Origin of the sequence: Bartonella sp. AA83SXKL (assembly GCF_042196965.1) — a bacterium.
Lineage (GTDB): Bacteria > Pseudomonadota > Alphaproteobacteria > Rhizobiales > Rhizobiaceae > Bartonella.
In genome coordinates, this window is record NZ_JBHIRG010000001.1 from 47,259 (window position 1) to 60,238 (window position 12,980).

Sequence of the window (12,980 nt, forward strand, 5' to 3'; positions counted from 1 at the left end):
AATAATTTTTATCCACATATTAATCTACTTGTGACACGTAAACGCATATTTTTAATTAATTCAATACAAAAATAAATTATTCATATAAACCAATTTATTATCTTTATAATCAGATTATTCTTTCAGTTTAAATGATAGCCACAAACAAGTACAATAACATTTTTTTCAATCTTAGACTTTCAAAGTTATAATTCCAAAAATCATTTCTTGCATATAAAAAACAGAATTGATATGTGAGAAAATAAAAGGCTTAAATATCTCTACTGAACAGCTTCAAGTACCTAGAGCTGTCTCAACATTGGGGGGTGTAATGATGATCGGCTTCCTCCTTCATAAACGTAAAAATGGGGATGTGCACAATGGCTTTATCGTTACACTATTTACGGTCACCGTCGCGAATTAGACTTGGGAGTTTTAAGAGAGATCTCTTTAAAACAAGCGCGTGAATATATAACAGCAATCGTGTTTTTTTGGGCGTTCTATTTTACCTGACACATCAGGGAAATGCTTTCATTAGAAAATGAGAAAAATAAAGGTGTGAGATAATCTCCATTATTTAAAAGATATTGCTTTAGATAGCGTAAAACTGAATTTAAAAATGATTGTAGAAATGGGAACTAGTTTTCATCTTTAAAATTTCATCTTCTTCCCAAAACAGATTGTCTTCTTGTTTTAAAGAATTACAAAAACAGAGATACACAATATCCCTGCCCCGATATTCTTAGCTTATACGTTATATAAATAAGATGCTTCTACCTAATGAGTCTTGTATTATTCTGTTTGCAAATATCATTGTGAGATGAATTTAAGAGACAATAAAAATATCTTGTTCATTACATTACACAAACATGTGTAAGTGGAAACGGATAATTTATCTTCAAAGAGATAGCTCTTAGACAAAAGCAAAAACTTTTATATTTCAGCCATGTTTCATAAAGAATCGAATGATATGAATCTATAATTTGCTGGAATATGACTGCCTTATACAACCATCAATACAATCTATTTTATATGTCTATCATAGCATGTTTCTATTTTTTATGATTTGAATTATTAAAAAACAGGATATTATTGTATTTCGTCCTTGAGGGCGCGGCTTAATAATGTGTTTGCTGCTTCAGTTATGTTTTTACCACAATAGAGAATTTGATAAATTTGTTCTACAATGGGCATTTCTACCCCAATACGCTGCGCCAACGTATGTACTTCCTTGGTATTCAAGTATCCTTCCACAACCTGACCAATTTGTTTTTCCGCTTCTTTTATATCTATTCCTTTACCAAGAAGTATTCCAAAACGACGATTACGTGACTGATTATCAGTACATGTCAAAACCAGATCACCTAAGCCTGTCATTCCCATAAATGTGGAAAGCTCAGCACCCATAGCCCCCCCTAAACGACTGATTTCAGCTAGTCCTCGTGTGATAAGAGCTATTCGTGCATTTGCCCCAAAACCTATGCCATCTGATATTCCTGCACCAATAGCAATAACATTTTTGACTGCTCCCCCTAATTGAACACCAATCATATCTGAACTTTTATAAACTCTAAAATTTTTGTCACAATGAAAAAGTTGCTGCAATTCTTTACCAAACTCAACATCAGAAGCTGCTATCGTCATTGCAGTAGGCCAACCAATAGCTAGTTCTTGAGCAAAAGTTGGTCCAGAAAAAACAGCTAAAGGAATTTTTTCACCTAAAATCTCACGAGCAACCTCTTGTAAGAAACGTCCGGTACCATGTTCTAAACCTTTTGTCGCCCAAATAACGCGTGAATGCTGATCTAAATAAGGCTGAATATTATACAAAACTTGATGAAATACATGGCTTGGAACAGCGATTAATATATTGTGACTTGCTGTTATAGCAGTTTCAAGCGAAGCTTCAAGTAATAAATTGTCAGGAAATCGAATATCGGGTAAATATACTTGATTACAACGTTGTTCCTGTAATTCTTTGATATGTTGAGGACTATATCCCCAAAGTAAAACATTATGACCATTACGGGCAAGAGCTATCGCTAATGCAGTACCAAAAGAACCAGCACCTATAACTGTCATTGCAACGGTTTTCATTAAATTTTCTGATTATTCTCTAAATTTTTGATTTCAATTACATATTATTATTACAAATAATTTTAATGCTATCTTTAATATAAATTCTTTAAATCTAAAAATATTACTGCTTCGTAGCTTTTTTATCTCACACAATATAAAAACTTGTTTCGCACATTCTCTTTCTTTGTAGTAAATTTTACAAACATAACTTTTTGTATATTCTACAAATAGCTATTTGTCTCAAAAATTAAAGATTGACTAAATACCCCACGGACTTTCTCTTTTAAATTAAAAGTATATTCAAAATAATGATACTCATTCCACTGATATCTTGTACTTATCTCCTGCTTTATATCCTACGAATTTCTTCTACGAAGCTGATACATGCCGCATCAGAGCTCCGTAGATATTTCTAACAACTACTCCACAGGAAACTGCGTATTTGGATCTTGCTCCATGGGCATTTCTGAACCAGGTGCTTGATCTACAGGAATTTGCGTACCTAGACCCTGCCCCATGGGCATTTCTGAACCAGGTGCCTGATCTACAGGAGTTTGCGTACCTAGACCCTGCCCCATGGGCATTTCTGAACCAGGTGCTTGATCTACAGGAGTTTGCGTACCTAGACCCTGCCCCATGGGCATTTCTGAACCAGGTGCTTGATCTACAGGAGTTTGCGTATCTAGACCCTGCCCCATGGGCATTTCTGAACCAGGTGCTTGATCTACAGGAGTTTGCGTACCTAGACCCTGCCCCATGGGCATTTCTGAACCAGGTGCTTGATCTACAGGAGTTTGCGTACCTAGACCCTGCCCCATAGGCATTTCTGAACTAGGTGCCTGTTCTACAAGAGTTTGCGTACTTGCACCTTGCTCCATCGAAACCTCTGAGCCCTGTATCTTTTCTGGCTGTTTTCTTACGGATATATCTTTGGTTGATAACTGCTCAGACACTGAAGAATCATCTCTACTTGATATTTCCGGTTCAATAACACGTCCTGAACCACCCATCATATTATAATTCAAATGAGAAATAGCCCACCAAGTTCCCCCAATAATAACAAAAACGCAAATAGCAGCAAACCACAACGCGCTTAAATTCCACTTGGCGTCTGGACCAGAATTCAAGTGCAAAAAGAAAACAATTTGTACTATAATCTGAATAATCGCCATCCCAATAAGATACGCAACCTTTGTACTAACTGCCCAACTTTCCATCATTCCATACATCACAGGAATAAAAGAACCCAAAGTGAAAAATACAGCCAGAATAAAACCAACCAAATAGGAACCAGTACTGGGACCATGTGTTTCATTTTGCACGCTCATCACAACGCTCCTAATAGATAAACCATGGTGAAAACACCAATCCATACAATATCAAGTAAATGCCAAAAAATGGAAAGGCATGCTAAACGTGTCTTATTGTTCTGATCCAAGCCATTACGACGAAGATGAAAAAACATCACAACCATCCAAAGAAGGCCAACACTTACGTGAAGTCCATGGGTGCCAACCAAAGCAAAAAATGCTGACCAATAAGCAGAGAGAATTTCCCGTCCAAAAAGCTGTAAACCTGTTGCAGGATCAATACCCGCATAAGCATTTGGATCGAAATAAAAAACCTCACTCAAAAGTTCATGAAATTCGTAAAGTTCCATACCAATGAAGCAACACCCCAATACAAAGGTAATAGCCATACATAAACGCACACCACTGATGTTATTTTTATGTGCTTGTACCATTGCAAAGCCATAAGTGACGGATGAAAACAACAAGAAAGCAGTCTCAACCAAAACAAACTTTAAATCTATAAACTCACTGCCCGCTTTACCACCACCATAAGAAGCAGAAAATACAGCAAAACTTGAAAACAGTGTCGAAAACAGGATTAAGTCTGAAAGAATATAGACCCAAAAACCAAACGTCATTACCGAGCTACTATCGTGGTGAAGTTCATCTATAGTGCTCGCGTTATTCATTGTTACAGCACTCATACTATTACTCCTCGTTCTTTAAGAACAGCCGTAAAGGCATCTTCAGTTTTTTGCACTTCTTCAGCTGGAATATAGTAACCATGATGATCACCTGTTAATGAATGACACACAAGCGTTGCGATAAAACCAACCAGTCCAACCGCAACAAGCCACCAAATATGCCAAACAAGCGCAAAACCAACAACTAATGAGAAGAAGCCAGCAATAATTCCAGCCGATGTATTCGAAGGCATATGAATTTTTGTAAATCCACTTGTCGGCCGTTGATAACCACTTTTCTTCATATTCCAATAAGCATCATCAGACTGTATCTTTGGAAGGAGGGCAAAATTATAGGAAGGAGGCGGTGAAGAGGTAAACCATTCAAGTGTACGTGCATCACCCCAAGAATCATTTAATGTTACCGGTAAGTGCCCTTTATGCTTAATACCGTACCAAATCGCCAAAACAACCTGTAGCACGAAACAAAGGATACCAAGTAAGATAATACAAGCACCCAATGCAGCAATAATAAACATCGGCTGCCAACTAGGTTCCATGTAATGCTGAAGACGACGCGTCGCCCCCATTAAACCAAGCGCATAAACGGGAAAAAAGGCAAGGTAAAAACCAATAAACCAACACCAAAAAGATGTAATACCTAGTATGCGATTTGGTTTATAACCAAAAACTTTTGGAAACCAAAATGCAATCCCCGCTAAGTACGCAAAAACCACACCTCCAATAATTGTATGATGGAAATGTGCTATCAAAAAGAGCGAATTATGAAACTGCCAATCAGCAGGAACAATAGATAATAAAACACCTGTTAATCCACCACCAACAAATGTAAAGATCATACCCATGCACCAAAGCATAGGAGGCTCAAAGCGAATCCGACCTCTATACATCGTAAGCAGCCAATTAAAAACTTTTACACCGGTTGGAACTGCAATAATCATCGTAGCAATACTAAAGAAGGTATTTACAGCTTCACCCCCACCCATTGTGAAGAAATGATGTCCCCAAACAAGAAGCGAAAGAATCAAAATAACCAACATGGCCCATATCATTGAAGTATAACCAAAGAGGCGTTTTGAAGAAAAAGTTGATACAACTTCAGAAACAATTCCAAAAGCAGGAACAACCAAAACATAAACCTCAGGATGACCAAAAACCCAAACATAGTTAATCCATACCATCGGATTTCCGCCACCAACATTGGTAAAGAAATTCATGTTCAAATAACGATCACATGCCAAGAGTGCAAATGCTACAGCCAAAACAGGATAAATGACTACAATAAGAACATTGCTGACAAAAGCACTCCAACAAAAAATAGGCATTCTCATCATTGTCATTCCAGGAGCACGCATTTTAATCATCGTTGCAATGAAATTCACTGATCCCATTGTTGTTGCAATACCAGAAAGCTGAAGTGACCATAAATAATAATCTACCCCTGTATCTGGACTCGTTTGCAATTCTGTAAAAGGTGGATACATCAACCAACCACCACGACCAAAATTCCCAACACCTAGGGATATGTTAATCAATATCGCCCCTGCAGCCGTAATCCAAAAACCTAGATTATTTGCAAAGGGAAAAGCAACATCACGCGCACCAATTTGAAGTGGTATAAGATAATTAAAAAGACCAAATAAAATAGGCGTGGCCATGAAAAAAATCATGATCGTACCATGCGCCGAAAAAATTTGATCAAAATGCTCAGGGGGCAAATAACCTGCTGTTTCACTCCCAAGAGCTAAAGCTTGATGCGTTCGCATCATAAGTGCGTCCGCAAAACCGCGAACAAGCATAATAATTCCAAGAACGATGTACATAATACCTATGCGTTTATGGTCAACCGTTGTAATCCAATTTCGCCATAGAATCCCCCACCACCCAAGTACTGTTAGAGCAATAACAGCAATTAAACCAACCAAAACAATCGCAATACATGTATACAAAACGATCGGTTCATGTGCAAGCGCATGAAAAGCACCTGCCGTAGGATCTGTAAGTCTTCCAAACATTTCTCAACCCATTTCAAATGAAATTCAAGTTTAAAAGAAACCTTTGTTAAAAGGGCTCTTTACTTTATTGACTCTGTTAAATAACATCAGGATCAAATACTGAACATAGTGCACCCCATAGCGTCTGAACAGCAGCACGTTTCATTAAATCTTCATTACATACCGTCTTTTCATCGACACATCGATTAACAACACGATAGTAAAGCCGCTTCTCAACAGGTGCAAAATAACGAACTTCAGCATCTTTTTCCTTCGCAGCAATATCACCCATACGAGGCGCAATAGAAAGTTGACGATAAGATGAACGATCAAGTACTCGACCATTAGCCCGAGCTTTTACAATCCAATCCTCAAAATCCTGCAAAGACACAGAATGCCACTTAAACCGCATACCCGAAAAACCATCACCACTATAATTTGCTGAGGCTCCTTTGAATACTCCTTGCTCTTCAGCGACCAAATGCAACTTAGCATTCATCTGCGGCATAGCGTAAAGAACAGTACCCAATTTGGGAACCCAAAAAGCATTGACAGAATTCTCTGACGTCAATTGCAATAAAACTTGACGTCCTTCAGGCGCATAAATCTCATTAATCGATGCAACACCGTATTCAGGATAAATAAAAAGCCATTTCCAATCAAGAGCAACAGCATCAATCTGTAATGGCTTTCCTTCACCTACAACTTCCACTGGAAGAGGATTTGTAGGTTCAAGCTTATAGGTATAATAAGCTGTTAATGAACCTAAAACCATTACAATTACAACTGGAATACCCCACATCAATGCTTCAATTTTATTTGAATGTGCCCAATCAGGAGAATAGTCCGCTTTCATATTCGATGCACGATATTTTATAGCTAAAAATACCACACTCACCATAACTGGGATAACAATACAAAGCATCACCACCACACAAACAACGATCAAAATGAGCTGTTGACGTGCAACATAACCTGATGGCTGCATAACATCAATTTTACAACCAGACAAAAGCAGTGCTCCCCCTAAAATCACAAGCATTTCTAATTGTCTAACAAAGCTTTTCATCTCTATTTACCCCCGTCATACGCACTAAAAACTGTCATAAATATATACCTCACATTGTACAGATTTGAAAATAATTATCAAGAGAATTAAATGCCTATATTACTCTTATTAAACGCTTACTCTTTACCTATCACAATTTAATTGTTTTGCTTAATTGTTTTGCAATATACTCAAGTGCAAACCGATATCCATCACCTCCACACCCAGTTATGATAGCGTCTACACCTGCAGATGTATAAGAATGGTGACGAAAAGCTTCACGCTGATAAATATGAGATAAATGAACTTCTACTTTCGGCCCTGAAAACATTTTTAGGGCATCAAGAAGTGCAACAGATGTATGACTGTAAGCCGCTGGGTTAATGATCAATCCAGAACTTGCCTCTATTGCTTCTTGTATCCATGCTACTAATTGCCCTTCACAATTACTTTGATAAAAATTTATTATGATATCATTTTTTTTTGCCCATTCTCTGCATCTTTTTTCAATATCTTCTAGAGTTTCAGTTCCATAAATTTCTGGCTCACGTTGACCTAGAAAATTTAAATTAGGACCATTTAAAATCGTTATTATCTCTGACATAGCAAGCCTTTTCTTTCAGATCTATCACTTATTAAAAAAATATTTAGCATGTTTTTACGGCAATAAAGCGCCATCCTTAATCTCAAAGAATTCTGCGCGTCCTTTTAAGTCATCAAATAAAAGACGATCTGTTCCTGTCATAAATGTTTGTACAGCTAAATCATCAAGAATATCAAATAGAGCAGCACGTCGATGCGAATCAAGATGGGCAGCCATTTCATCAAGAAGAAGAATGGGAGATCTTTCCGACATCATACCTGTTAGACGTGCATGACACAAAACTAAACCTGTTAGCAGCGCTTTTTGTTCACCTGTTGAACAAGATGTTGCTGCTCTATTTTTATCAGCATAAAAAACCTGCAAATCTGCACGATGTGGTCCTTCTAACGTCCGACCAGCAGCACGATCCATTGCGCGATTATGCCGCAATCGATCACAAAATTGTTCTTCAACTTCAGTTGCTGATATTTCACTAAGAGCTGTTTCTAAAAAACCATCAATTTGCAAAAAAGCTCGTGGAAAAGGTATCTGTGAGGGCATTTGTGTAAACATGTCATTTAAAAGACGAATAACATCAACACGCGCCGCAGAAATAGCTGTCGCCAATTCTGCCATTTGCTTTTCTAAAGCATCAAACCAAGCACAATCTTCATTTCCATCTAAAAACAAACGATTACGTGCGCGCATAGCTCTATCATAATCGGCTATGCGGCGCCTATGCAAGGGATCAATCGCCAAAACCATACGGTCCAAAAAATTACGGCGCTCAAGTGAAGGACCTGTAAAAAGACCATCCATAGACGGTGTTAGGACACTAATATGACAATAATCTGTTAGGCAATCACTCGACTCATTCACACCATTAATATGGACCTTTCGACTGTTATCGCTAACCTCAAAAGCTGTACCAATCTTTACTTCACCATAAAGAGCGCATTCAAGACGCGCAAATACAACAAATCCTCCACCACCACCATCTACAAAGCTAACGTCAGAATAAACAGCACGCCGCAAACCACGACCAGGAGAAAGAAAAGATAACGCCTCTAAAAGATTCGTCTTACCAGCACCATTATGGCCAGTAAAAACCACATGCTGACCAGAAAAATGAATATTGAAAAAAGAATAATTGCGATAACGTAAAAGCTTCAGCTGCCTCACTGCCACTTTGTGCACATGACTGGTCATGCATTGCAAAACAACTGCCCCTAAACGCGAATAGGCATCAGTACATAGAGCACATCTGCATCATCATTATCACGAATCAGAGCTGGTGCTCCAGCCTCAGCCAACATAAAAACCATCTCATCACTTGAAAGCTGCCCAGCAATATCCAAAAGATAACGTGAATTAAATCCTATCTCAAGCGGTTCAGATGCATAAGTTACTGATAATTGATCTTCTGCACTGCCCGAATCTGGGCTATTAACAACAAGCCTTAACTGTCCATGCTCAATCGTTAATTTAACTGCACGCCCCCGATCACTTGAAATCGTTGAAACACGATCAACTGCAGAAGAAAAGTCCTGCCTATTAACAATTAATTCTTTATCATTTCCAAGAGGGATAACACGTTGATAATCTGGAAATGTTCCATCAATTAATTTTGATGTAAAAATCACAGAGCCTATAGAAAAACGAATTTTTGTCTCCGAAAGCTCTATACATACATCGCTATCATTTTCTTCTGAAAGAAGTTTTTGCAATTCTCCTACAGCTTTACGGGGAACAATAACACCAGGCATTCCCTCAACTCCCGAAGGAGCTTCCATCTCAACTTGTGCCAAACGATGACCATCAGTTGCAACCAAACGCAATTTCAAAACACCATCATTAATAATATGGAAATAAATACCATTAAGATAATAACGGGTTTCTTCAGTAGAAATAGCAAATTGTGTACAATCAAGTAAATGTTTTAAGCCTGATGCCGATAGAGAAAAACGATAACCAAATTGCCCAGGAAGCGACTCTGGAAAGTCTGCCTTCGGAAGACATTGAAGCTGAAAATGTGCACAACCCGAAACAACGGACATTGTACCTTCTTGATTCTCATCGAGGGATAATACAACTTCATTGCTATCAGGAAGTTTTCGAATGATATCATAAAGCAAATGTGCCGGAACAGTTGTTGCTCCAGCTTGTTTAACATTAACTGCAAAAGATTCCATAACCTCTAAATCAAGGTCTGTTGCTTTTAACTGTACACGGCCATTTTCTGCATCAATCAACACATTCGATAAAATAGGAACAGTATTACGGCGCTCTACCACACGGTGAACCCGACCAAGAGACTTGAGAAATTGACTGCGATCAACTGTAATACGCATAAAAGCCCCGTATGATTTACTAAAAACTATAAGAATTCCTTAGAATTAAAGAATAGATCCCTTTAGAGAATCGCCTGCTAGAGTTTATTAAACCTCTCTTAAAATGGCAAGTCACTCCTGCATAAGAAAAAATAAATCTTTTCATTAAATTCTTTAAAGTCTCTCCAAAGAAAGAAACGATAAACACTATACAGCCTGTTCTCCAATCAACCGCTTAAGCAACTCAAGTTCCTTAGCCAAGGTCTGATCACCACAAACCAAATCTTCAATTTTACGCACAGCGTGTAAAACTGTTGTATGATCACGCCCACCAAAACGGCGCCCAATTTCTGGCAATGAGCGAGGAGTTAATACTTTTGCTAAATACATTGCAACTTGCCGTGGCTTCACAACCGTACGTGTTCGACGATTAGATAACAAGTCTTGTTTAGAAACATTATAATGGCGTGCTACCGTACGCTGAATTTCTTCAATCCGAATACGCTTAGGTTCACCAGGACGTGTCAAGTGACCTAATAACTCATCAATCCGCTCTAAAGATAAATCAGACTCAAAAGATTGACGAAACAAGAGCTGATTAAATGCACCTTCAATATCACGCCCAGACCCTAAAACCGTTTTCGCAATATATTCCAAGATATCATCAGAAATTGATACCATGCCATCATCTTGTTGTGCCACCTTCAACCGCTGGCGCAACATTTGCAAACGCATTTCATAATCTGGTGCTTCAATTTCAAGAGCGACCCCTCCCTGAAGACGAGAGCGAACGCGAAGATCAAGCGATTCTAATTCTGCTGGTGGACGATCTGCAGCGACAACAACCTGTTTTGCACTATCAAGCAACATATTAAGCAAATGGCAAAACTCATGTTGTATCGACTTACCCTGCAAAAACTGCATATCATCAATAATCAAAAGGTCGATATCACGAAGCTGTTCTTTAAAAGAAAGAGCATCATTATCACGAATAGCTGTTGCAAAACGCCACATAAAATATTCAGCAGTTAAATAAATAACGCGCGCAGACGTTAAACGCTTCAATGCAGAAGCAGCAATCGCTTGAAGCAAATGTGTTTTTCCTAAGCCAACAGATGCGTGAATAAAAAGAGGATTAAAACGTAAGGCACTTTTATGCCCTTCTGCAATGGAACGCGCTGCTGCTAAAGCAACACGATTAGAAGCCCCCTCAACAAAACTTTCAAAAGTATAGCGAGAATCAAGTGGAGATCCAAAAACTCCCGTTTGAGAATTCTTAACTGAATGCTCTGCGCAACTTTCAACAAAAGATGAAGTCGCCTGCTCCTCTAGCACAACAGGAGGAACACTTCTTTTACAAACGACATCTCTTGAAACGCGTTCCATACCACGAACAATAACTTCAACACGAAGAATTGCTGAATTCTCTTGTTTCCATAAATGTGTCAGAAGAGAACCATAGTGATTATTAATCCATGAACGTAAAAAAGCAGTAGGAACAGAAAGCTTTACAAGAGTATGACTATATTCAGCAAGCTTCACACGTCCAAACCAACTGGTATAAGCCTCAACACCAACCTGCACCTTTAATTGCGCCATAACACGTATAAAAGCCGCCGCACTTTCCTCCTCTGAAACAATAGAATGCCCTATAGAAGCATTTCTACAAACGTTCTCATCACTTTCCGTCATCCTATTCTTTATTATGTTCTCTGCCGACAGGATATTTACCGAAACCCTTTTAAAGGAACTAGCTTTAGAGTTCAATTTATCCACCATCTTCCATCCTGATAAAAATAAAATTTTGTCCTGCCAAACAACTAAAATAAATCTAGCGAAGGCAAAACGCCCTACCCCAAATAAGATTACTCACCCTCCCCTAGGATAGCCTCATCACAACCCCACTAACAAAGATGACCAATAAGATTTACTTGCACTCATGATATGACCCACCCTTCTAAAATGGTAAACATATCCATTAAGAAAACTAAAAAACCGTCAGAAAACCTCTCCAACACAAAAGTTTCGAAAAGCCTAAATCAAAACATCTTGTATTCAACAAAATACAGAATAATGCGCTGATGTGACCCCTTCATGCTTCTTAGTCTTCATAAGAACCATACAAAACAGCAGAGGTAAAATGCAAGAGGTCAAAATAAAATCAAAAAACCCGAAAAAAATGCTTATATTAATGAGGACTGAAAAAAATATTGATTCAATTCATTTTTTTTCTCTAAATTTACCAATAATTAAAGAATCTCTTCAGATTTAAAAAAAAAAATAAAATACTTGACAAAAAAGACTCTGTACAAATCCACAAAGCTTGTGGATAACCATACCTCCCCCTATAAACTTTCTCTCCTTTTTCAAGTGGAGAATCATTATCGATTCTTATTTTCAATAGAAACTTTTTGAAATAATAAACAAAAAGCCAGCATCCTCATGGATACTGGCTTTGTTCTCAATTAAAGGAGAAAAGCTTAAACGCTGAGAGCCTTCAAACGTTTAGCTAAACGCGATACTTTCCTCGCAGCAGCATTTTTATGAAAAACCCCTTTAGAAACTGCACGCATAATTTCAGGCTCAAAATTCTTAAATGCAATCTCTGCAGATGCCTTATCGCCACCCGCTAAAGCATCATCAAACTTACGTATAAAAGTACGAACGCGTGAACGGCGGGCCTTATTAACCTGTGTGCGCGCCGCAACCTTGCGCACCGCTTTTCGAGCAGAAGGTGTATTCGCCATAAATATAATCTCTCTTTCAACACCTTGGTAAAATGAGTCTCAATAACAACTCTACCAATATAAATAAATCCAACCCAAGCAAAACTATAAAGCTGCCTATAACTGTGTGGTTTATAGCGCAATCCTAAAGCTAACGTCAATTAGATTTTCAAAGATAGCCATAAAAAAACGAAGCCAAACTCTTTGATCCGCAACTTTATAGCTTAATAATAGATATTCCTTAA

Annotated in this window: 10 protein-coding genes; all 10 read right to left on the reverse strand. The window is 38.1% G+C overall.

The window, feature by feature from the left end; genetic code table 11:
* Nucleotides 1–1,068 precede the first annotated feature (1,068 nt).
* Nucleotides 1,069–2,076 carry an NAD(P)H-dependent glycerol-3-phosphate dehydrogenase gene (gene gpsA / locus ACFINO_RS00155; protein ID WP_375654722.1) on the reverse strand — a complete coding sequence of 336 codons (1,008 nt, stop codon included), beginning with the start codon at nucleotides 2,074–2,076 and terminating at the stop codon, nucleotides 1,069–1,071.
* A 401-nt stretch (nucleotides 2,077–2,477) separates the two neighbouring features.
* A complete protein-coding gene (cyoD, locus tag ACFINO_RS00160; protein ID WP_375634017.1) occupies nucleotides 2,478–3,386 on the reverse strand; it encodes a cytochrome o ubiquinol oxidase subunit IV in 909 nt (302 codons plus the stop codon).
* Entirely contained in the window at nucleotides 3,386–4,054 is a 669-nt protein-coding gene (locus ACFINO_RS00165; protein WP_375654724.1) for a cytochrome (ubi)quinol oxidase subunit III, read from the reverse strand. The genes cyoD and ACFINO_RS00165 overlap by 1 nt, the downstream gene beginning before the upstream one ends.
* The gene (gene cyoB / locus ACFINO_RS00170) at nucleotides 4,051–6,069 is read right to left on the reverse strand and encodes a cytochrome o ubiquinol oxidase subunit I (RefSeq protein ID WP_375617542.1); all 2,019 of its coding nucleotides are present in this window, start codon (nucleotides 6,067–6,069) and stop codon (nucleotides 4,051–4,053) included. The genes ACFINO_RS00165 and cyoB overlap by 4 nt, the downstream gene beginning before the upstream one ends.
* A 76-nt stretch (nucleotides 6,070–6,145) precedes the next feature.
* Nucleotides 6,146–7,117, reverse strand: coding sequence for a ubiquinol oxidase subunit II (gene cyoA, locus ACFINO_RS00175; protein ID WP_375634015.1), 972 nt, complete (start codon nucleotides 7,115–7,117; stop codon nucleotides 6,146–6,148).
* Nucleotides 7,118–7,247: 130 nt separating this feature from the next.
* Nucleotides 7,248–7,700 (reverse strand): type II 3-dehydroquinate dehydratase, encoded by a 453-nt coding sequence (gene aroQ / locus ACFINO_RS00180; protein WP_375632160.1) that lies wholly within the window; start codon nucleotides 7,698–7,700, stop codon nucleotides 7,248–7,250.
* A 54-nt stretch (nucleotides 7,701–7,754) separates the two neighbouring features.
* A complete protein-coding gene (recF, locus tag ACFINO_RS00185; RefSeq protein WP_375654726.1) occupies nucleotides 7,755–8,888 on the reverse strand; it encodes a DNA replication/repair protein RecF in 1,134 nt (377 codons plus the stop codon).
* A gap of 20 nt (nucleotides 8,889–8,908) precedes the next feature.
* Complete coding sequence (dnaN, locus tag ACFINO_RS00190) at nucleotides 8,909–10,030, reverse strand: DNA polymerase III subunit beta (RefSeq protein WP_375654728.1); 1,122 nt, start codon at nucleotides 10,028–10,030, stop codon at nucleotides 8,909–8,911.
* Nucleotides 10,031–10,216: 186 nt separating this feature from the next.
* On the reverse strand, nucleotides 10,217–11,788 hold the full coding sequence (dnaA, locus tag ACFINO_RS00195) for a chromosomal replication initiator protein DnaA (RefSeq protein WP_375611430.1): 1,572 nt from the start codon (nucleotides 11,786–11,788) through the stop codon (nucleotides 10,217–10,219).
* Nucleotides 11,789–12,489: 701 nt separating this feature from the next.
* Nucleotides 12,490–12,756: a 30S ribosomal protein S20 gene (gene rpsT / locus ACFINO_RS00200; protein WP_273790272.1), complete on the reverse strand. Its 267-nt coding sequence runs from the start codon at nucleotides 12,754–12,756 to the stop codon at nucleotides 12,490–12,492.
* Nucleotides 12,757–12,980: the final 224 nt, after the last annotated feature.

Excerpts from the sequence above, each read along its gene's own strand:
- dnaA (WP_375611430.1), bottom strand. The coding sequence starts at position 11,788 with ATGGTGGATAAATTGAACTCTAAAGCTAGTTCCTTTAAAAGGGTTTCG.
- rpsT (WP_273790272.1), bottom strand. The coding sequence starts at position 12,756 with ATGGCGAATACACCTTCTGCTCGAAAAGCGGTGCGCAAGGTTGCGGCG.
- gpsA (WP_375654722.1), bottom strand. The coding sequence starts at position 2,076 with ATGAAAACCGTTGCAATGACAGTTATAGGTGCTGGTTCTTTTGGTACT.
- ACFINO_RS00165 (WP_375654724.1), bottom strand. The coding sequence starts at position 4,054 with ATGAGTGCTGTAACAATGAATAACGCGAGCACTATAGATGAACTTCAC.
- cyoB (WP_375617542.1), bottom strand. The coding sequence starts at position 6,069 with ATGTTTGGAAGACTTACAGATCCTACGGCAGGTGCTTTTCATGCGCTT.
- dnaN (WP_375654728.1), bottom strand. The coding sequence starts at position 10,030 with ATGCGTATTACAGTTGATCGCAGTCAATTTCTCAAGTCTCTTGGTCGG.
- cyoA (WP_375634015.1), bottom strand. The coding sequence starts at position 7,117 with ATGAAAAGCTTTGTTAGACAATTAGAAATGCTTGTGATTTTAGGGGGA.
- recF (WP_375654726.1), bottom strand. The coding sequence starts at position 8,888 with ATGACCAGTCATGTGCACAAAGTGGCAGTGAGGCAGCTGAAGCTTTTA.
- cyoD (WP_375634017.1), bottom strand. The coding sequence starts at position 3,386 with ATGAGCGTGCAAAATGAAACACATGGTCCCAGTACTGGTTCCTATTTG.
- aroQ (WP_375632160.1), bottom strand. The coding sequence starts at position 7,700 with ATGTCAGAGATAATAACGATTTTAAATGGTCCTAATTTAAATTTTCTA.